The organism is Aquabacterium parvum (genome assembly GCF_001447195.1).
In the GTDB taxonomy this organism is placed as follows: Bacteria; Pseudomonadota; Gammaproteobacteria; order Burkholderiales; family Burkholderiaceae_C; genus Aquabacterium; species Aquabacterium parvum.
Window position 1 is genome coordinate 17,188 of sequence record NZ_LFRI01000363.1, and the last position, 19,664, is coordinate 36,851.

21 protein-coding genes and 2 pseudogenes are annotated in these 19,664 nt (G+C 66.6%); 9 read left to right on the plus strand and 14 right to left on the minus strand.

Annotation, left to right across the window (positions count from 1 at the left end; translation table 11 throughout):
• The first annotated feature begins 73 nt into the window (after positions 1-73).
• Entirely contained in the window at positions 74-454 is a 381-nt protein-coding gene (locus ABG80_RS13850; RefSeq protein ID WP_058088236.1) for a hypothetical protein, read from the plus strand.
• Between the two features lie 23 nt (positions 455-477).
• Here the strand turns inward: ABG80_RS13850 and ABG80_RS13855 are convergent, their stop codons facing one another.
• The 5 genes and pseudogenes from ABG80_RS13855 to ABG80_RS23185 all read right to left on the minus strand — a co-directional run.
• A complete protein-coding gene (locus ABG80_RS13855) occupies positions 478-2,694 on the minus strand; it encodes a copper-transporting P-type ATPase (RefSeq protein WP_152987631.1) in 2,217 nt (738 codons plus the stop codon).
• A 51-nt stretch (positions 2,695-2,745) separates the two neighbouring features.
• Positions 2,746-2,997, minus strand: a complete 252-nt coding sequence (locus ABG80_RS13860; RefSeq protein ID WP_058088238.1) for a DUF2933 domain-containing protein — start codon at positions 2,995-2,997, stop codon at positions 2,746-2,748.
• A gap of 19 nt (positions 2,998-3,016) precedes the next feature.
• Positions 3,017-3,694 (minus strand): methyltransferase family protein, encoded by a 678-nt coding sequence (locus tag ABG80_RS13865; protein ID WP_058088239.1) that lies wholly within the window; start codon positions 3,692-3,694, stop codon positions 3,017-3,019.
• An 18-nt stretch (positions 3,695-3,712) separates the two neighbouring features.
• On the minus strand, positions 3,713-4,258 hold the full coding sequence (locus ABG80_RS22010) for a hypothetical protein (protein ID WP_058088240.1): 546 nt from the start codon (positions 4,256-4,258) through the stop codon (positions 3,713-3,715).
• 136 nt (positions 4,259-4,394) lie between these two features.
• Positions 4,395-4,577 (minus strand): annotated as a pseudogene (locus tag ABG80_RS23185) (heavy-metal-associated domain-containing protein); the annotation flags it as partial.
• Positions 4,578-4,726: 149 nt separating this feature from the next.
• On the opposite strand from ABG80_RS23185, the gene cueR reads away from it, so the two are divergent.
• From cueR to ABG80_RS13890, 3 genes are all read left to right on the plus strand, one after another.
• Positions 4,727-5,167 (plus strand): Cu(I)-responsive transcriptional regulator, encoded by a 441-nt coding sequence (cueR, locus tag ABG80_RS13880; protein WP_235513861.1) that lies wholly within the window; start codon positions 4,727-4,729, stop codon positions 5,165-5,167.
• 79 nt (positions 5,168-5,246) lie between these two features.
• The gene (locus ABG80_RS13885; protein ID WP_058088243.1) at positions 5,247-5,744 is read left to right on the plus strand and encodes a cupredoxin domain-containing protein; all 498 of its coding nucleotides are present in this window, start codon (positions 5,247-5,249) and stop codon (positions 5,742-5,744) included.
• The gene (locus ABG80_RS13890; protein WP_058088244.1) at positions 5,741-6,208 is read left to right on the plus strand and encodes a DUF411 domain-containing protein; all 468 of its coding nucleotides are present in this window, start codon (positions 5,741-5,743) and stop codon (positions 6,206-6,208) included. Before ABG80_RS13885 ends, ABG80_RS13890 begins: the two co-directional genes overlap by 4 nt.
• Positions 6,209-6,296: 88 nt before the next feature.
• On the opposite strand, the pseudogene ABG80_RS13895 reads toward ABG80_RS13890, so the two are convergent.
• The 3 genes and pseudogenes from ABG80_RS13895 to ABG80_RS13900 form a co-directional block, all read right to left on the minus strand.
• Positions 6,297-6,509 (minus strand): annotated as a pseudogene (locus ABG80_RS13895) (CNNM domain-containing protein); the annotation flags it as partial.
• A 38-nt stretch (positions 6,510-6,547) separates the two neighbouring features.
• Positions 6,548-6,943: a hypothetical protein gene (locus tag ABG80_RS22015; protein WP_160322543.1), complete on the minus strand. Its 396-nt coding sequence runs from the start codon at positions 6,941-6,943 to the stop codon at positions 6,548-6,550.
• A 306-nt stretch (positions 6,944-7,249) separates the two neighbouring features.
• The gene (locus ABG80_RS13900) at positions 7,250-8,041 is read right to left on the minus strand and encodes a hypothetical protein (RefSeq protein ID WP_058088246.1); all 792 of its coding nucleotides are present in this window, start codon (positions 8,039-8,041) and stop codon (positions 7,250-7,252) included.
• 362 nt (positions 8,042-8,403) lie between these two features.
• Here ABG80_RS13900 and ABG80_RS13905 point away from each other — a divergent pair, with 362 nt between their 5' ends.
• The 3 genes from ABG80_RS13905 (at position 8,404) to ABG80_RS13915 (ending at position 10,680) form a co-directional block, all read left to right on the plus strand.
• Positions 8,404-9,474, plus strand: a complete 1,071-nt coding sequence (locus ABG80_RS13905) for a PEP-CTERM sorting domain-containing protein (RefSeq protein ID WP_152987633.1) — start codon at positions 8,404-8,406, stop codon at positions 9,472-9,474.
• Positions 9,443-10,198: a LuxR family transcriptional regulator gene (locus ABG80_RS13910; protein ID WP_058088248.1), complete on the plus strand. Its 756-nt coding sequence runs from the start codon at positions 9,443-9,445 to the stop codon at positions 10,196-10,198. Before ABG80_RS13905 ends, ABG80_RS13910 begins: the two co-directional genes overlap by 32 nt.
• A gap of 71 nt (positions 10,199-10,269) precedes the next feature.
• Entirely contained in the window at positions 10,270-10,680 is a 411-nt protein-coding gene (locus ABG80_RS13915) for a hypothetical protein (RefSeq protein ID WP_235513862.1), read from the plus strand.
• Between the two features lie 9 nt (positions 10,681-10,689).
• Here the strand turns inward: ABG80_RS13915 and ABG80_RS13920 are convergent, their stop codons facing one another.
• Positions 10,690-11,598 (minus strand): SMP-30/gluconolactonase/LRE family protein, encoded by a 909-nt coding sequence (locus ABG80_RS13920; protein ID WP_058088249.1) that lies wholly within the window; start codon positions 11,596-11,598, stop codon positions 10,690-10,692.
• Positions 11,599-11,753: 155 nt separating this feature from the next.
• Between ABG80_RS13920 and ABG80_RS13925 the strand changes: the two genes are divergently transcribed.
• Positions 11,754-12,653 carry an alpha/beta hydrolase gene (locus ABG80_RS13925; RefSeq protein ID WP_058088250.1) on the plus strand — a complete coding sequence of 300 codons (900 nt, stop codon included), beginning with the start codon at positions 11,754-11,756 and terminating at the stop codon, positions 12,651-12,653.
• Positions 12,650-13,240, plus strand: a complete 591-nt coding sequence (locus tag ABG80_RS13930) for a TetR/AcrR family transcriptional regulator (protein ID WP_058088251.1) — start codon at positions 12,650-12,652, stop codon at positions 13,238-13,240. Before ABG80_RS13925 ends, ABG80_RS13930 begins: the two co-directional genes overlap by 4 nt.
• On the opposite strand, the gene ABG80_RS13935 is transcribed toward ABG80_RS13930, so the two are convergent.
• Genes ABG80_RS13935 through ABG80_RS13955 form a run of 5 tightly spaced genes read right to left on the minus strand, consistent with a single transcriptional unit; the run spans position 13,207 to position 19,655 of the window.
• Entirely contained in the window at positions 13,207-14,226 is a 1,020-nt protein-coding gene (locus ABG80_RS13935; protein WP_058088252.1) for an NAD-dependent epimerase/dehydratase family protein, read from the minus strand. The two genes, ABG80_RS13930 and ABG80_RS13935, sit on opposite strands and share 34 nt — an antisense overlap.
• A gap of 41 nt (positions 14,227-14,267) precedes the next feature.
• Positions 14,268-14,957 (minus strand): outer membrane protein, encoded by a 690-nt coding sequence (locus ABG80_RS13940; RefSeq protein WP_058088253.1) that lies wholly within the window; start codon positions 14,955-14,957, stop codon positions 14,268-14,270.
• A 36-nt stretch (positions 14,958-14,993) separates the two neighbouring features.
• Complete coding sequence (locus ABG80_RS13945; RefSeq protein WP_058088254.1) at positions 14,994-15,377, minus strand: SRPBCC family protein; 384 nt, start codon at positions 15,375-15,377, stop codon at positions 14,994-14,996.
• On the minus strand, positions 15,361-16,188 hold the full coding sequence (locus ABG80_RS13950) for a thioesterase II family protein (RefSeq protein ID WP_083506109.1): 828 nt from the start codon (positions 16,186-16,188) through the stop codon (positions 15,361-15,363). Before ABG80_RS13950 ends, ABG80_RS13945 begins: the two co-directional genes overlap by 17 nt.
• Positions 16,185-19,655 (minus strand): beta-ketoacyl synthase N-terminal-like domain-containing protein, encoded by a 3,471-nt coding sequence (locus ABG80_RS13955; RefSeq protein WP_058088256.1) that lies wholly within the window; start codon positions 19,653-19,655, stop codon positions 16,185-16,187. The genes ABG80_RS13950 and ABG80_RS13955 overlap by 4 nt, the downstream gene beginning before the upstream one ends.
• Positions 19,656-19,664 lie beyond the last annotated feature (9 nt).

Below are 19,664 nucleotides of genomic sequence, written 5' to 3' on the forward strand. Positions count from 1 at the left end.
AGCGGGCGTCACCCACCCGGGCCAGCGTGGTGCCGCCCTCAAGCGCACCCCCACTTCAAACGGAGAACACACCATGCGTACCAGACAACTCATCCAGATCGCAGCCTTGGCTCTGGGGGCGCTGAGCCTGAACCCGGCGATGGCCCATGGCGCAGGCGAGCCGCACCATGGCGGCGTTGTCCAGGTCGTCAACGACCTGGCCTTCGAGCTGGTGGCCGAGGCCGATGGCGCCTCCCTTTACCTGGTGGACCACGATGCGCCGAAGTCGGCCAAGGGCGTCACCGGCAAGCTCACGGTGTTGCAGGGCGGCAAGAAGACCGAGGCCGAGCTCAAGGAGGCTGGCGGCAACCAGCTTCGTGCCCAGGGCGTCAAGCTGGGCAAAGGCGACAAGGTGGTGGCCGTGCTGAACAACGTCGCAGGCAAGACCGTGACGGTGCGCTTCACCTTGAAGTGAGGCGCCGAGCGCCCGCGCCGGCCTCAGTCGCTCACTTTGGCCGCGCGCAGGCGCAGCGCGTTGCCGATCACGCTCACCGACGACAGGGCCATGGCCGCCGCCGCCACCACGGGCGACAGCAGCAGCCCGAAGAAGGGGTAGAGCACCCCTGCGGCCAGCGGGATGCCCGCCACGTTGTACGCGAACGAGAGGAACAGGTTCTGGCGGATGTTGCGCATCGTGGCCCGTGACAGCGTGCGTGCCCGCACGATGCCCATCAGGTCGCCTTTGAGCAAGGTGATGCCCGAGCTCTCCATCGCGACGTCGGTGCCCGTGCCCATGGCGATGCCCACGGTGGCCTGAGCCAGCGCGGGCGCGTCGTTGACGCCGTCACCCGCCATCGCCACGACGCGGCCTTCGCCCTGCAGGCGCTTGACCACCTCGGCCTTGTCCTCGGGGAACACGTCCGCCACGACCTCGTCGATGCCGAGTTGCCGGCCCACGGCCTCGGCCGTCGTCTTGCCGTCGCCGGTCAGCATGACCACGCGCACGCCGGCCGCCTTGAGCGCTTGCAGGGCCTGCGGTGTGGTGGGCTTGATCGGGTCGGCGATCGCCACGAAGCCGGCGAGCTGGCCCGCCATGCCCACGAAGATGACCGTGGCAGCCTCCTGCCGCTGTGCCTCGGCGGCAGCAGCCAGCGGGCTGGCGTCGATGCCATGCTCGCTCAGGAACTTCGCGCTGCCCGACACCACGGGCTGGCCATCGACGCGGCCGACGACGCCCTTGCCCACGGGCGAGTCGAAGTCCGTGACCGCCGACAGCGCCAGCTTGCGTTCCTGGGCGTCCATGACGATGGCCATGGCCAAGGGGTGCTCGCTGGAGCGCTCGACGCTGGCGAGCTTTTGCAGGATGTCGTCGGCCCGGAAACCGGCGGCCGCCTCGATGTGCACCACCTTCGGTCGCCCTTCGGTCAGCGTGCCCGTCTTGTCGACGACCAGGGTGTCGACCTTCTCCATCTTCTCCAGCGCCTCGGCGTCCCGGATGAGCACCCCGTGCTGCGCGCCCTGGCCCACGCCCACCATGATGGACATGGGCGTGGCCAGCCCCAGGGCACAGGGGCAGGCGATGATGAGCACGGCCACCGCCGCCACCAGCGCAAAGCTGAAGGCGGGCGACGGGCCCCAGGCGAGCCAGGCCACGAAGGTCAGGGCCGCCACCAGGATGACCACGGGCACGAACCAGCCTGCCACCTGGTCGGCCATGCGCTGGATCGGCGCGCGGCTGCGCTGGGCCGCGGCCACCATGTGGACGATCTGTGAGAGCAGGGTGTCCGCGCCCACCTTTTCGGCGCGCATCACGAACCCCCCGGTCTGGTTGAGCGTGCCCGCCGTGACCTTGGAGCCCACGGACTTGGCCACAGGGATGGGCTCGCCCGTGACCATGGACTCGTCGACGTTGCCCTTGCCTTCGGCCAGTTCACCATCGACCGGCACCTTTTCACCGGGGCGCACGCGCAGCAGGTCGCCCACCTGGATGCTGTCGACCTGGACAGTCTCGTCCGAGCCGTCGGCCAGAACCTTCACCGCGGTCTTGGGCGCCAGGCCCAGCAGCGCCTTGATGGCACCTGATGTCTTCTCGCGCGCACGCAGCTCCAGCACCTGACCCAGCAGCACCAGCACCGTGATGACGGCGGCCGCTTCGAAATACACCGCCACCGCGCCGCTGTCGTCGCGCAAGGCAGGCGGGAACAGGGCGGGTGCCAGCGTGGCGACGATGCTGTAGAGCCACGCCGCGCCCGTGCCCAGCGCGATCAGGGTGAACATGTTGAGGCTGCGGTGCCTCACCGAGGAGACGGCGCGGGTGAAGAAGGGCCAGCCCGCCCACAGGACCACGGGCGTGCCGAGCACCAATTGAACCCAGTTCGAGGTCTGCTGTGCAACGAGGTGGTGGATGTTGAACAGGTGGCCCCCCATTTCGAGCGCGAACACCGGCAAGGTCAGCGCACTCCCGACCCAGAAGCGCCGGCTCATGTCCTTCAGCTCGGGGCTGTCGCCTTGCTCGGCCGTGGCCATGACGGGCTCCAGCGCCATGCCGCAGATGGGGCAATGGCCCGGGCCCATCTGACGAACCTGTGGGTGCATGGGGCAGGTGTACTCGACCGCGCTGGGGTCGCCTGCGGGCGTTTGTGCAGACGTTTGTGCGGGCTTCGGGTGGGCGTGGTGGTGCCCATGGGCACAGTGCTCGGCGTGGGATGTTTGCATGGCGTGTTCCTGCATGGGGCCCGGCCCGGCGGTGGGCCGCAACGTCACAGCTCAGTCTCGCTTCTCGGGTGGGGCCTTGTGCTGGCCATGGTCCTCGTGTCTGCCATGCCCGCCATGTCCGCCGTGATGGTGACCGAACAGGTGCATCAACGGGCAGGCCAGCAGAACCAGGTACGGGATCGCCTGGGTGACGTGCGTGAGGTGTTCCGTCAGGAGGTAGTAGGTGCCGAGGGCACCCGCCACCAGCATGAAGATGCCCAGCGGCGAACGCCAACGGGAAGCAGGGGTGTGATCGTGTTGCATGGTGTGCCTGGATGGGGTTTCAGTGTTTCTGCGTGGGGCGGACAAGGCCCAGGCTCAGGCCCAGCCTCTTGAGGCCGGGCACGAACCGGGGTGTGGCGGCTGCGTACTCGCGCCATCGCTGGCCGAATGCCGCGTCCGAGTCCCGCTCTTCGGCGATGGCCAGGCGCACGTACATCACCACCAGCACCGGGAACATCGCCAGCGTCAGCAGGGTGGGCCATTGCAGCAAGAAGCCGAACATGATGACCACGAAGCCGATGTACTGAGGGTGGCGGACCACCTGGTAGGGGCCCGCTGTGGCGAGCTGGTGGCGTCGCTGCGCGTGGTACAGCACGTGCCAGGACTTCGACAGCAAGGTGAAGCCCGCCACCAGGAACACGAAGCTCAACAGGTGCAGCACGCCGAAGTGCGGGTCGCCCTGCTGGCCGGTGAAGACCCACCACAGGTGGCCGGCCTCGTGGCCGTAAATGTTCACCCCCGGGAACTGGCTGCCCAGCCATCCCGACAGGAGGTAGATGGTCAGCGGGAACCCGTACATCTCGGCGAACAGGGCCACGACGAAAGCGCTGTAGGCGCCGAAGCTGCGCCAGTCACGCAGGGTGGTGGGTTTGAAGAAGCTGTAGGCGAAGCCCACGAAGATGGCCACGTTGACCAGCACCATGCCCCACAGGCCGTAGTCGTTGCCGATGTTGTTCATGATCGGGCTCTCCGGTCGTCATTGGGCGGGCATGGCGCGCGCTGCTTCGCGGTCCATCATCATCTGCATCATCATTTCCATCATGTCCATGCGCTTGGACATCATGTCGTGGTGGGCGTGCATGCCCTTCATGCCGTCCATGCCACTTTTGGCCCCCATGCCTCCCATGCCGCCCATGCCCATCTGGGGCTGGTCCGCCTTCATCTTGCCCATCATGTCCATGCCGTCCTTCATGGCTTTCATGTGATCGGCCATGAGGGACTGACGCTCCTGAGGGGTCTTGGCTGCCATCACCTTGTCGTGCATGTCCCGCATCGACTGCATCGTCGAGTCAAGCTGCGCAGGAGACGGGGCATTGACCGCTGCGCCTGACTTTGAATCGGGCTTTTGAGCTGGCTTCTGCGCAGGCTTGGCCGGGGGCTTGGCCGCGCCTTTGGTGGCCGGCGCAGGGGCGGATGCCCCGGCGGGGTGATGCGCGGCGTGGTCCTGCTCAGGCGGGGTGGCCTGGGCCAAGGCGAAGGATGAGCACAGGGCGGCGATGCCGAAGGTGAGAGTCGAGCGCATGGTCGTGTCCTTTCAGGAAAACAAGGGGTGGGTGTCAGCTGGCGCAGTGGCTCGCGCGGGTGCCGCAGCAGCAGCCCGAGCGCTGGACGGGCGGGGGCGGCAAGCGACTTGCGTTGGTCTGGATGGGGACGGCGTCGTAGCCGGCGGCCTGGATGGCTTGCCGCAGGGCCTCGTCCTGGGCCGTCTCGGATTCGATGTGAACGCTGTGGCGGTCGAGGTTCACCTTGACCTGGGCGGCGGGATCCAGGGAGAGGACCGCCTAGGTGATGGCGCGGGCGCAGTGACCACACGTCATGCCTTGGACCTGGTACGCGAGCATCGCAAGCTCCTTTCAAGAAGTCGATGGCGCCACTGTGAACCTTCCCCCCGGGGGAGGGTCAAGTGCCCCTGAACTTCTTTTGACGTGGGTCATGAAACCGCCATCCATTGACCTTCCCCCTGCAGGAGGGTTTACGCTTGGTGCAGAGCATGAAATCAACCGCGATGAACATTGGTCAAGCCGCCGCCGTCTCGGGCATGTCTGTCAAGATGATCCGCAACTACGAAGAGATGGGCCTGCTGCCTGCCGCCAGGCGTTCCGATGCCGGATACCGCCAGTACGGTGACACCGAGGTCCAGACGTTGCGGTTCATCCGCCATGCCAGGGACCTGGGTTTTTCGCTGCAGGTCATCGGCCAGCTGGTCAGCTTGTGGCAAGACCGCGGGCGGCCCAGCCGCGAGGTCAAGGCCCTGGCCACGCAGCACATCCAGGAGCTCGACAACAAGGCGCGAGACCTGCTGGCCATGAAAGCCGCGCTGGAGCACCTCATCCGGCGCTGCAAAGGCGACGAACGGCCTGAATGCCCCATCCTCGAATCGCTGGCTTGCGATACGTCTGGCGCAGGGGCCGCCAGGCGCTCGAGAAGCTGAGCAGCGCTCCTTGAACGAAGACATCTCCCCCTGAGACGGACACGTGGCCAGTCGACTGGCCAGGACCCAAGGAACGCCCATGAAAACGTTGCACCACATCACGCTGGCCGCCATGGCGGCCCTCGGCTCTGCAGGCCTTCACGCCCATGGCGACGAAGGCCACGCAACGAAGCCGCACACCTACAACGCCGCGAAGCGGGACCAGAACGCATCGGGTCGCGAGGGGGACCCGAAGAAGGTCTCCCGAACGATCCAGATCGACATGCGTGACACGATGCGTTTTGTGCCCGATCTGGTCAACGTCCGCCGAGGCGAGACCGTCCGCTTCGTGGTCACGAATTCGGGCGCGCAGTTGCACGAAATGGTCGTGGGCACGGCCGAAGAGCTCAAGGCCCACGCCGAGATGATGCGCAAGCACCCTGGCATGGCCCACGCCGATGCGAACATGACGCATGTGCGGCCTGGGGCCAAGGGCGAGATCGTCTGGCAGTTCACGCACCCCGGGGCGTTTCAGTTCGCCTGCCTGATCCCCGGGCACTTCGAGGCGGGCATGGTTGGAAAGGTGGTGGTGCCATGAATCGGCGACATGTGATGTCGATGGCCTTGGGCTGGGTGGCCCTCTCGGTCCTCCCGGCCACGCCCGCCCGTGCGGCGAGGACGCTCCCGCTCGTCGAGGTGTTCAAGAGCCCTCACTGTTCTTGCTGTGGGGCGTGGGTCGAGCACATGAAGGCGGCCGGCTTCCAGGTCAAGGTCACCTTGGTGGATGACACCTCGGTGGCACGCAAACGCGCCCGGATGCCTGACAGCTTGGCCAGCTGCCACACGGCTTTCGTCGGCGGTTATGCCCTGGAGGGGCATGTGCCTGCCGAAGACGTCAAGCGCCTGCTGCAGGCCAAGCCCGCCGCGATCGGCCTGGCGGTGCCGGGCATGCCGGCAGGCTCGCCCGGCATGGAGGTCGGCGCACGCAAGGATCCTTACGACGTGTTACTCGTGGACCTTGGAGGACGCGCGAAGGTGTTTGCTTCTCACCCTCAAACCTGACAACAGCTTGTGAAATCGTCGACTGCCTTTTTTGCAGCCTGGCAAAGTCCATTCTGCGACCGAACGTACTTCATATCCAGTGGAGGCCGGCCAACGCAGCCGCGCCAGCGATACCGTTGAGAACGCCAATGGAAGTGATGCCGATCTGGATGGTGGATAGAAAGCGGGTTGGGTCTTCCCCGAGTTTCATGGCGGCGAGGGCTGCGCTGTTTCTCTCGTCGATGTACTTTTGAAGACGAGCCCGTCGCGCGGCTACCAGTCCGATGATCAGGATGAGGATGAACAGGAGAACGATTTCCATGATGGATGTTCAACCACTTCATGAGGCGCAAGTTCGTCTCATGAGGTTGGATGCATAGGAGATTGATTGCGCGTCTTCTCTGCTTGGTCGAGAGATGTCCACGGGATCGAGGCAGCAGCCCTCCGTGATCGCGAGATCAGGTTGCCAGCGGCGCAGAGCAGGTAGCTGTGTTGTAGCAGGCCTTCCAGGCGAGGATCCTGGTGCTCGACAGGCAGCGAGCTGCCAAGGAGAGGAGGGGTGCTTGGCACCAGGGTTGCGAACGCCCAGCTGAGTTTCATCCCGAGATCCAGTAGGGACACGCAGTGCGGATCCATGGAGATCTCTGGGCACGGATCATCGAGGATGCGTTCTTCCCGCGAAACGCCACCGCCGATGTTGACGACGCGCACAGGAGGCTCCTTCAGATCATGTGCGCTCACCTTGCCAACGCTCATCAACTATGCAAAGAGCAACAGCAAAATTGAAAGGGTGGCGGCTGCCCGACAGATTGGGGCCATCGCCCCGCACGGCACGGCACGGCGTAAAACTGCGTGTTTGAGCGAGTGAACATTCCCTCCCGCCGAACTGTGCGCGATCGACTGATGCGCGGGCACTTTTTCTTCCAGTGCGAGACTGTTTTCTCCCACTCCGAGACAAATCAACCCAACCAGCCCGATTTTTCTCCCACTGAGCGAGACTTTCACAGTGGTCTGAGCGGAGGTGTCGAGACCTGCGTGTGGGCTCTGGCCCAGGCTCGCGCATCAAGCCGTGTACTGACGCAGCGCTTGCCGCGACGACCAGTTGCCTGTGTTGACCCCCATGCCGCCACCGGTGTTGGCCTGAGAGGCCATTTGGGTCGCGGCTTCGAGCAAGCTGGTTTGCTGCTTTTTCAGCAGCGTGGCCTTGCCCGAGAACAGGTTGGTGGCGAAGGCCAGGCGGCTGGAGTCCGACAGCTCGCTGTCGGCGCGCTTGCCGATGGCCTTGCCCAGTTGCGACAGCGTGGACAGGCCCGTGCCAGCGCTGGTCGTGGCATCCGAGGGCGCTCCGTTGCCGGACGCCGCTGACAGGGCTTTTTTCAGCTCCGCGGTGTCCAGCTTGAGCGTGCCGTCGGGTTGCCGTGTGAGGCCCAGCTTGGCCAATTGAGATCGGCTGGTGTCGGTGTTCGTGAGGGTGCGCCTTGAGGCGGCCAGCGTGCCGCTCGCCGAGCTTGACTCATCGGGCCGGGAAGCCTGGATGGCCTGGTTGTAGGCGGCCACGAAGCGTTCGACGGTCTGAGCGGCGTCGGCCACGCTGGTGGTGGCGCCGAGCTGGCTCATGGCTTGAGCGGCACCCTGCAGTTCGGACACCGTGGCCTTGTACTTGCCCAGTTTCGACAGCGACGTCGAGTCGCTTTGCAGCTGGTTGCGCACCCGCTCGTGCGCCTTGCCCAGCGCGGGCGAGATCTTGTTGAGCGCCGCAGTGGTCGGGTTCTCCTGGGCGGCTGCTTGGGCGGTGGCGGTGGTTGGGGCGGCGTTGGCCTGGGCCAAGGCTGCCGACGACAACGACACGGTCATCGCGCTCCTCCTGTTCGGTCCAGCACGTCCACACGTGCCTCGGGCCGAGTGTCCCGGATCAGCCGATGCGGGCAAGCCTGGATCAAGGGTGAGTGGCTCGCTCAATTCGATGCCATTTGTTCTGTGGAACTGTGTCCATGGCCGGGCGAGCGAGCCTGCAACGCTGGCCGTTGCATGTGTGTTCGGTGTTTTGGTGCCTGGCTGCGACAGGGCGCTCTTCTGGGGGTGCTGATCCTAGGGGGGTATGTCAGATCTGACAGTTGAACAGGCGCCGCCAGAGGCGCCCAATCGTGCCCAGGTTGGGGCCACGACCCGAGTGAGTCGTTGGCCCCGCATTGATCGACGTGCAACAGGAGGCATGCATGACCCACTCTTCACGCTGGCGAGCCAACCTCGTCCAGGCCTTGCTCATTTGTGTTCTGGGTTGGTGGGGGGCGCATGGGGCGCATGCCGCGAGCCAGTTGACGGCGAACACCGCGGTCGTGTCCGCTGGAGGACAGGACATCCTTCGCGATGCGCGCACTTTGACCGATGTGCAAGGGCGTCAACGCCTCGATGCGTCGATCGACCACGCCGTGGCCGCACCCGAGGGAACGAGCGACGCCGGTCGCATCCAGGGGCAGGCGATTGCCGACATCGATGTGCAGCAAGGCGGCATGAAGCTGCTGACGCAAGTGCAATCGGTCATCCCTTCTGGCGAGCGTTTGCGCGGTGAGTCGTTCGCGTCGGCCAGCTTGTCCGACACTTTGCGCGTTGCCGGGGCCGGTGGGCAGCAGTCGCGCTTGCGGCTGCAAGTGGGATACGACGCCACCCACGACCTGAGTCCCGTGGCCTCGGCCGACGTCGCGTCCTACCTGATCCGCAAAGAGTCGACCACGGACTTCAAGGTCCGCGTCAGCTGGGAGGTCCCCAACCCTCAGCATGGTGCACCTGGCTCTTCGGGCGAAGAGTCGCCCACGGTCACCGAACAACGCATCCTGACGGGGCGCATGTGGACCTTCTGGGATGGCCGCACCCAGTGGTACAGCACCGCACTCACCGAGGTCGATGTGCATGGAGACCTGGGCACCACCGAGCGATCCATCTACTTCGATGAGCCGCCTGCGGGGTCTTTGCCCGATGCGCGTTGGCAGGGCTCGCACGCCTTTGACGTGTGGGTGCCCGGTGACACCGACCTTCAATTCGAGTGGTTGACATCGGTGCATTCGGCTTGCGCCGACACGCGTGGGTGCAGCGCGCAGGTCGATGCCATGCACTCGTTCAACCTCGCCTTGCAGCCCAGCGTGGGGCAGGTGACGTCGGCCAGCGGCTACGCCTTCTTACAGCAGTCGGCGCCGGTGCCCGAGCCCGATGCGCTCTGGATGGCGGCCCTGGGCTTGTGCGCGTTGGGGGGGCGTCGCGGTGTCCGACAAGTCATCCGCCGAGTTGTTTGATCGCCTGCTGTTGGCGCAACAGGCGTTTGCCACGGCGCCCAGCATCGGCGCCCTGACCGATGTCTGCCGTCAGCTCAGCCTCGACCTGGGCTTTCGGCACTTCGTGTACGCCCTGCGTGTGCCCACGAACTTTGCCAATGCGCGCTTGATCATCCTTGACGGCTACCCGCCCGAGTGGGTGCAGCGCTACTTCGCTTGCGCGTACCACGACCACGATCCGGTCATGGCGTATTGCTCGAACCAGGTGGTGCCCATTTGCTGGAGCGACCTGACGCAGTCCCTGTCAGGGCCTTCTCGCCACATGATGGCCGATGCGGCGGCGCACGGGCTGGTTGATGGCGTCACGGCGCCGGTGCACAGTCCGCAGGGTGAGCTGGGTGTGTTCAGTCTGGCTTCCGATGCATCGCCGGAAGAGGCACGTCGGGTGGCCGTGTCCGCCTTGCCCTGGGTGGCCATGCTGGCGGGGCACCTGCACGAGGCGGTGCGGCGCGTCAGCGGCTTGCTGCAGCAGCCGACACCGGACCTCAGCCCCAGGGAGCTGGAATGCCTGCGCTGGGCCGCCGATGGCAAGACCTCCTCGGAAATTGCTCAGCTGCTGGGCATGTCCGAGCGAACCGTGAACTTCCACTTGCAAAACGCGGTGCACAAGCTCGACGTGGCCAACCGGCAGCACGCCGTGGTCAAAGCCGCTGCCACCGGGCTGATCCAGCCCAAACCATTCTGAGTCAGCCTGTGAGGTGGTGGGCCGTCGGCCTGCGACAGGCGGCCGTTCTTCTCTCAACCAGGAAACCAGACATGATGACGATCACAGGCTTGACACCCATCCGCCTTTCCCGCGGCTTGCTCCTTGGCGCCATGGCCTTGCTGGCCGGGTGCGCCGCCACACAGGTGCCACAAGACAAGCTCGAGCAACGCACGGGCATGGCCATCGGACGGGATGCAGGGGCCTTCACCATCTCGAACCAGGCGATGGAAAGCGGTGGAGGTGGTCGCATGAACTACACCGTCACCACCCAGGATGGCGCGCTCTACCAGTGCTACATCTACGAAGCGCCCCCGCTGGCCAAGATCACCTCTTTTGGCATGGCGCCCACCACGTCAGATGCCATCTGCACCCAGAAAAGTGGCGCCAAGCCCGGCAAGGCCACGCAGAAGGAAGCCTCGCCCGCTTGCAATGCCCTGCTCAAGGCCGCAGGTCGTTGCTGAGCGCGGCCCTCATGGCACTGCCCCAGGCACCTCGAACAACCCGCCACCGTGCGTCGTCACGTAAACGCTGGTGGTTGAAAACCCGGCGCCGTCGGAGCCCGGCGTCACCGCGCTGGGCAGCATCAAGCCTCGCGCCAGGGTGCACCAATTGCCCTCTGGCGTCAGCCGCCAGACCTCGCCGCTCCAGTACGAGGCCACGTACAGCAGGCCCTGGCGGTCGATGCCCAGGCCGTCCAGCCAGGTCCAGCCGCGCCCCTCGGGGGCTGGCGCCACCAGCCGAACCTGACCCGATTCGCGGTCCACCGCCATGACCTTGGGCGGGATCATCTGGTTGACGTAGAGCGTGCGCTGGTCCTGGCTGAGTGCCAGGCCGTTGCTGTTGAGCGCCAGCCAGCCGCGCTGCACGGTGCCGTTGGGCAGGACTCGATCGAGGCTCCTGGCCAGGTCGTCCGAGGCGTAGAAGGTGCCGTCGTCGGCGCGCACCAGGCCATTGGCCATGGCCAGGCCCTTGACCACAGGCGTGGTGGCGCCGGTGGCCAGGTCCACCTTGGAGATGCCGGCCGAGCCCAGCCAGGGCAGCAGCCCATTGAGGCTGTTGCCCGTGCCCACGTGTGCCTCGTGTTCGCCGGTCACGGCGATGCCGCCTGGCGACTTCAGGGCCGTGGTCACGGTGGTGACCTGGCCTTGTGGGGCCTCCAGGCGGAACAAGGCACCTTTGGTGATGCTGGTGAACAGCAAGCGCCCCTGGCGATCGAAAGCCAGGGACTCGAGCGGGCCGCGGCCGCTGGTGAGCTGGCGCGCCGGGCCCGCGCCAGGGCAGTCTGGCGGCGCTGCGCTGACCGGTTTGTGAGCCAGCGCGCACAGCGCCACCGAGAGCACGGCGGTGAGGATCGGGGTCCTCCCTGTGGGTTTGTTCATGTGTTTCTCCTGTGATTGTCGCATCTTGTGTGATAGAAATATCACATCGATCGTATCCAAGTGTTCCTGCGTTCGCCTGGGGGCTTTCACGGGGTGGCCGCGCGCGGTCAAAGCCATCGCCGGGGCGCCTTGAGCTGTGACCTACACTCGCGCCGATGCCATCTTTCCCGCCCGATTCGCCGACCCTGCCGGACCACCTGCTTGCTCCTGACGGCACCCGTTTGCACCTGAGTCACTGGCCGGTGACGCGGCCGCGGGGTGTGGTGCAGACCCTGCATGGCTTTGGCGAGCACCAAGGGCGCATCGAGCCCCTGGCGCAGGCGCTCAATCGCGCAGGCTGGGCCGTGGCGGGCATCGACCACCGGCACAACGGTCGCTCGGGGGGGGAGCGCGGTGTCGTCCGCGATGGCGACGACTTGCTGCGCGATCAGGCGCAATTGCACGATGTGCTGAGCCTGGCCTATGGGCGCCTGCCTCGCGTGATGATCGGCACGAGCCTGGGCGGTTTGTTGGCGGCCAGGTTCGCGGCGGCGCAGTCAGGTCAGGCCGAGCTGGAGCCTTGGGTGCGTCCGTTGGAGGCGGTGGTGCTCATCGCCCCTGCGCTGGCCCCGGCCTTGTCGCCACCACAAAGCGCCACACTCGCCGTGCTGTCCCGCATGGTGCCGGACCTGCCGGTGTCGCTGTCTTACATGCTGGGCTGGGGCTCGTCCGTGCCCGAGGTGGTGGCCGCCAAAAAGCGAGACCCGCTCATCCACACCACGATGACCCCACGCGTGGTGCAGCACATGCTGTCTTCGGCACAGCGCGTGTTCGAGCAGTTGCCGAACTGGCGCACCCCGGCTTTGATCTGCCACGCGGGTGCCGATCGGCTGGTGGCGCCTTCGGCCGCCCGGCGCTTTGTGCGCGAAGCGCCTGCCCACCTGGTGCACGAGATGGCCTTTGCCGACATGGCCCACGACCTGCTTCACGAGCCCTGTGCTGAGCAGCTCATCGCTGCGATCGTGTCCTGGCTGCAGCCGTGGGCGGTGTCCGACCAGCCAGGCGAACTCCCATGACCCGTGGCGACAAAGCGCCTGGCCGGGCCGATCCAGGCAAGGTCGTCGGGGCCACCCGCACGCGGTTGATCGAGGCCGCGATGGGGGAGTTCATCGAGCACGGCTTCGCTGGCACCGACACCAATCGCATCGCGCGGCGAGCGGGCTTTGCGCCGCAAACTTTCTACCGATGGTTCTCGGACAAGGCGGCGGTGTTCGCCGAGGTGCTGCACGTGTGGGAGGAGGCCGAGTTCGCGCTGTTCATGTCCCTGCTGGGCCCGCATGAGCTGACACCGCTGCAGCTGGCCGAGGCCTGCGTGGAGAACATGCGGCCTTTCCTGACGTTCCGCCAGCACCTGCGCTCGGTGACCCTGCAGGACGCGGCGGTCAGGGCCGTGCGCGGGCAGGGGCGCGCCGCGTTGATGTCACGCCTGGGCCCCTGGTGTGCCCACCTCGCGCCCGAGTCGCTGGCCCACACGCTGCTGCAGATCGAGTCCTTGAGCGAGATGCTGGCGCGTGGCGACTTGTCCGACCTGGGTGTGAGCGGCAGCGAAACCCTGCAGGCCCTGGCGGATCACATCCGGGCGCTCAGGCCCGCGGGGGCTTGACGTGCTGGCGAGCCCAGGCGCTCGCTCCAGTGGTGGTGAACGCGGTCCAGCAGGCTGGCGAGTGATTCGCTGCGGTAACCCAGGTCCCGGGTGGCGAGCTGGTCGTTCGCCAGCATGTCACCGCACAGGATCTCGGCCAGACCTGGTGTCAGCTCGGGCCGCTTGCCATCGACGCGAGACCACCAGTCCGACAGCCTGGCCACGGTTTTCAGCACCGGCGCTGGAACGGTCGAGGTCACGGGTTTGACGCCCGTGCGGCTGGCGATCGCGTTGAACATGTCCAGGTAAGACACGGTGGGCCCACCCAGCACGTAGCGAGGGGCGGCGTCCGGGCGCAGCGCGGCCGCCACATGGGCCCGCGCCACCGCCTCGACCGCGCAGAAGTTGGCGCGCCCTTTGGGGGCGGCCTTGAGTTTGCCGGCAACGGCGTCATCGAACATCTTGATCCAGCCGGCCTGGTCATGTGGCCCCAGCAGGTGCGAGGGGTGCATGCTCACGGTGGACATGCCTGCGCGGTGGGCGTTCTGCAGCTCCTCATCGGCCATCAACTTGGTCAGCAGGTAAGGGTTGCGTTCGCTGCTCATCGATCGCAGGCTGTTGTGCTCCGAGATGGGCTCGCCTTCGTCCTGAAAAACGCCCAGGGTCGAGGTGAGCACGACGCGAGAGGCCCTGCGTTTGAGCGCGGTCAGGATCAGGTTGCGGGTGGCCGTGACGTTGTCTCGCATCAGGACGTCCATGTCACCGTGCCACATCGAGATCGCGCCGGCCACGTGGAACACCGCATCGGGCCTGTCCGGCATGGCCGCGAGCAGCTGCCGCTCATCGTCCAGTGAACCATTGCGGATGCTCAGGTGCGGCGAATGCATCCAGGCGGGCACCTCGGATCGGACCAGGGCGGTGACGTGCCAGCCGGTGCTGAGCAGCTCCTGAACAAGGTGCCGGCCCAGGAAGCCTGCGCCTCCCGTGACGAACGCGGTCTTTCCCATGGTGTGGTGTTCCTCGTGTGTGTTGGTTTGTGGGAAGGCGCTCAGAACTTCAGGCGCAGCCCGAGCTGCGTCGTGAAGGCGCGGTAACGGGCCTCGACGTTGCCTGGGGGGATGTTGGGGATGTTGCCGAAGCCGCCCGTGGAGGTGCGCACGCGGCGGTGGCCCAGATCGAGCGTCATGGCCTCGCTGACGTCCCAGCTCACGCCAAAACCCCACTGGCGCACATCGACGTCGGCGGAAGCGTCGCCAAAGCTCACGCCACCTGCAGCGAGACCCTTGACGTCCAGGCTGCCTCGCCCCAGGCCGGCGCCGATGTATGGCTTGAAGGGCAGGCCAAGGGGTTTGAGGTCGAAGTCGTACCAGAGGTTGACCACCCAGCTCTTGAGCTGCTCCTTGCCATCGCCGGCCAGCACGCCGCCGCCGTCATAGAGCCGGTTGCCGAAGCTCTGGATGTCGTTGCTGCGCTGGCTGTAGCTCAGCTCGATGCGTGGACCGATGTCCAGCGCGCGGCCCACCGAGATGGCGCGCGCACTGGCGAACTTGAAGTCGTTGTCAAACCCGATGTTGACGAAGTTGAAGCCCTGTTGATAGAGGTTTTGCTGCGAGGCCCGGTTCGATCCCAGTTCGATGGCGGCGTAGTTGTGCCCGTCCAGCCAGTGGGCGTTGGCGTGTTGGGTGCAGGCCAGCGAAAGCAGGGACAGGGCGGCGAGGGTTTGAAACTTCCGAGACATGGTGGTTCCGTTTTGAGGTTGAGGTGAATGGGCAGGTCAGGCAGCGGCTGCGACATGGGCCTTGAGTTCGGCTTGGGTCAGCATGTTTCGCAAGGCGAGCTGCAAAGCGGCGCGCAGCTTGCGCACCAGTAAGGGGGCCAGGACCCACGAGAGCGGTCCACTGAGCACGGCGCCATGCCGCACGACGTTCAGCCTGCTGTCGATCGACTCGACCTCGTGCGTGAAGCGAACCCGAAGACCGGGCAGCCGAACGGTGTTGCTGTAGGAGCGAAGCAGCTCCACGCGCTCGAGTTCGAAGCGCAACTCGGGGCCGCCTTTGAGCTTGAAAGCGCCGATGGCGCCGGGGCGGAACGCACCGTCCAGGCGGCTCCACTCGACATCGGTGTCCCAGGCGGGCGAGCCCTCAACGTCGATCCACATCTTCCAGATGTCGGTGGCTGAAGCGCGCGTGGTGGCTTGAACTTGTACGTGTGGCATGGTGAGTGAGCGGGGAGTGGGTGTCTGAATGGATGAGCCGCGCGTGCTCGATGTCCTGCACGATCAGGTCGATCACCTGGCGGCGTCGAACGCCAGCCAGGAAGAAGTGCCCACCGGGCAGGACGTGGTGGCGCACGGTGCCGCTGACCTGCCGAGACCAGGGGAGCATGTCGTGTGGGCTGGCCAAGGGGTCGGCGTCGCCTGCAAAGGTGGACAAGGCGCAAGGCAAGGCTTCGATGGCCCCTGAACCTGCGCCGTGGTGCGTCTCGCACGCACGCAAGTCCGTGCGCATGAGGTTGAGGTAGTTGGCCGTGATCGCTTGGGCTGGCAGGGCTCCCACGCGCTGCAGGCGTTCGACCAGGAGCGCGTCGGGAAGTTGGTGCAGGCGCTCGCCTGCTGGCCTGGGGTGTTGCGGCGCTCGGTGCCCGGATGCGCCCAGCCACAAGGGGGCAGGGCATCGCCGAGCAAGCATCTGGCGCGCAACCTCGTGGGCCACCATGGCACCCATGCTGTGACCGAAGAAGGCGAGCGGCCCTTGCGCCAGCGGCTCTACCTGAGGCAACACGCTCGCGGCCAGTTCGCACAGGTTGTCGAGTGCCGGCAGGTGGGCCAACGCGCCCCTGCCTGGGTACTCGATCAGGCTGACGCGCCAGCTCGCGGGCAGGCTCGCTGCCATCGCCCGGTAGCTCTGGCCATGCCCTCCGGCATGGTGAAACCAGACCAGGTGCATGGGGGCGGCCCCGGCTGCGTTCATGCGGGCTCCGCCTGGCGCTGTGCCGCGTAAACCTCGGGTGCGATGGCCTGCGAGACGATGGTGGCTTGGCCGAACGCGCCCTGGTTGTCGCACAGCTGCATGGTGACCTTGCTGGTGCGCGTCGTGCCCGTCCACGCGACCGGGGAGAAGTTGGGGCTCAGCCACAGTCGGCCATGGCGCCCGATCGGTGCACTCAGAGAAAAGCGCAGGTCCACGAGGTTCATGGGCGTGCCCAGCGGCACGGCCAACTTGCCGTGGGCCACCAGCATGAAACACTGGCGCGCGACCTCCAGGAAGTACAGCATCGACAGGCTGCCTGGAGGGCCGTCGGACAAGGCGTGCCCTTCGGGCAGTTCGGCGGTCACCACCCCCAGCGCGCCCTCGCGCATCTCCAGGTCATGGACCAGTCGGTTTTCGGTGCGGGCTTTGTGCAGCCACTTCGCTTCGGGCAAGGCGGTGGTGGCTGGAGGGACCGGGGCCGGGGCGCGGGGCGGGGCTTCGGTGGTGCCCACTTCGACCTCGCAGACACACTGGCCCGCTTGTTCGATGCGAACGACGAAGCGCTGGGTGCCGTCTGCCTGACACGTCAGGCGAATCGGGGCCTGTTTTTCGGTGTAGCGCCGGAACCGAACGCCCAGGCTGCTTGGCTGCTGCGATGCCTGGCCCAGGTCGACCAGGGCAAGTTCGGTGAGTTGGAGGGCCGCCTCCAGCAGGAGGATGCCCGGCACGTGGTCGAGCGGGTGATCGAAGTAGTAGGGGTGGCCCTCGTCGACGATGGCCGTGGCGAGCCAGGACCCCTGCTGGCGATCGATCTGTTTGAGCAACACATTGCGTGGGTCGCGCCGGTTGACCATCAGCGCTGCACCGGGATGCGGGCAGGGGGCAGCCGGCGGCGTGTGCTGGAGCCGCTCCACGATGCGGGTGCGCAGACGCAGCGCATGCAGGAGGCTGTCGGCCAGGGCCTGGGGCCATGGAGGGGTGGCTTGGCTCGACATGCCCGCTGGGTGCATGGCGGGTTCCGGTTGCGCTGGGGGCGTCGCTGTACCGGTTTCTGGCACGTGGGTGACATCAGGCTCGCTGAAGCGCACGCGCAAGGGCAGTTGTGCGGCGGGCTCGCCGACGGGCGGGCGGACCTGGATGCGATCGATGAACAACCAGGCCACGGGCGTGCCCCGCTTTCGCCACTCGATCCAGGCATGGTCTTGCCCCGAGTTCAGGGCCGCCAGGAGGGTCTCCATCCCGCAGGCTTCGCCCATGAAGCCTGCGCGTTGCTGCGCGGCTCCCAGGTCGGATTGTTTCTCCGGGCACAACTCGACGAAGTCGGTGTGGCCGGTGTCGGCGGCGCAACCCAGCAGGGCCCGAGCCCTGCGGGCGTCCCGCACATCGTCACCAGCTTGCACGACCGCGTGCAGCCGCGCGATGGCCTGCGGGGGTGGATTCGAGTCTGCTGGGGCGTGCTGCAGGGCCAGCACGCCGTAGCCCTCGCCCCATGTCCAGGGTTGTGATCCGGCGCGTTGGGCTTCGACCGGGCAATTGATGTAATGACCGGCCCCCAGGAGCAGGTGCTCGCAGCGCTCGCTCAGCCAGTCGCGGGCGGCCAGCAGCGAGTGCCAGAAGCTGTCTGACGGGCCGGACAAGGTCTGGTGAAAGGCCCGCAGGTCCAGGATCTGTGCGGGGTAGCCCGACAGCATCGTGGGCAGCATCGTGGCCACGTCGTCGACCACGAGGTCTGGTGCGGCGGGCTGGCCATCTTCGAAGTGGGCTGCGCAGTCGCGGTAGCCCTTGTGGAAGCGCTCGCCTCCCAGGTTGGCGCACACGACCATGGCGGTGTCGGCCGAGCCACGCCATCCGGGCAGTCGGTCCACCAGCCGGCGCGTGCGGTGCGTGACCAGCAGTTTGAAAGCGTCCACATGGGAGAGCGGGCGCGGTCCCATGCGCCAGCCCGACACGTCGAGCGTGCACTCGCCTTGCAGGAAGTGCCCCTTCAGGCCCTTGACATCGGCGGCATTGGCCCTGGATGCCGGGAAGGGGCGTGGCGTGGACTCATGCGCCTGCGTGAGCGCTGGTTGCCAGTTCACGGCGTGCTGGCCGATGCCCAGGCTCGCATCCTGTCCGACGACGTCCAGGTTCAGCAGCCTGACCGGGTTGGGGCGGCTGGGCGTGCCTGCTGCCTGCATGGCGATGACGGTGCGGCCCAAGGCCGGTGGGGCTTCCTCGATGACGGCATGGGCGTTGGCTCCACCGAAGCCGAAGCTGGAGATGGCGACCCGCAGGGGAGAGCCTTGCGCCTCCAAGGGGGCGGCCTGGCGGGGCAATTCGAAGCAGCTGTTGGCAAGGTCGTCGTGGGGGCGCACGTCGATGTGCGGGGGCACCACGCGGTGCTTGAGCATCAGCAAAGCCTTGGCGAGCGAGGCCGAGCCCGCCGCAGCGAGCGTGTGCCCCACCAGCGGTTTGATCGAGCCCAGCGGGATCTTGCGTCCAGAGCGCACGTGGGGCTGGAAGAAACTGTTGAGTGAGGCGATCTCCGTGTGATCGCCAACGGGTGTGCCCGTGCCGTGCGCCTCCACGTACTGGATGCTGGCGGGGTCAACGTCGCGGTAGGCGCGTTGGTAGGCGCAGACCTGAGCCTGGTGGCCTGGTGCGAAGACGGAGCCTTCTGCGCCATCGGAGGAAATGCCCAGGCTGCGCACCAGGCCCAGAGGCCTGCGCCCCGCGTGCAAGGCTTCGCCCAGGGGCTCGACCATGAACGCGGCCACGCCTTCGCCCGGCACGATGCCGTTCGCATCTTGTGCGAAGGCCTTCAGGCAGGCGTCAGCCGACAAGGCCTTGAGTTGCGAAAAGCCCAGGAAGAGTTGCGGCGGCAGGAACACGTTGACGCCAGCCACGATGGCGCGGCGAGCCTGACCGGTGTGGATCAGCGCTTGTGCCGTGGCCAGTGCATAAGGGAAGGAGCTGCAGGCCGTGTCGACGCTCAGCCTCGGGCCGTCGATCGCCAGGGACTCGGCGATGTCCGCCAACTGATCACCCGGATCCAGCCAGTCTGCGGTGAAGCCGCGGTGCATCGCCAGGTGGCTGTCTGCGCGGCAGTGGCTGTCGTCCGACCAGGATGTGCCCATGACCAGCGCCGTGCCTTGCCGGGGAGCTGGCGATGCCCCCTGCAAGGCCGCGCCCTGCCACAGCGATTCGCACACCCGCACGGTGAGGTCGCGCTGCTGGCGCCAGGCGAAGTCACCGTGCCCTGAACTGGGCAGATCAAGGCAGAACGCCCGGTCCAGGTAGCTGCGGTTGCGTGTGCCCGGGGTGGCGCTCACGAAGCGGTCGGCCGGGATGCCCCAACGCGAGGGCAGTGAGGTCAGCGGTGCGGGGATTGCCTGCACGATGGCAGCCCAGAGGTGTTCGAGCAGGCCGTGGCCGGCGAATTGGCCGGACATCGCGGAGATGCAGAGCAGGTCCAGATCGATCGACATGGTGTTCTC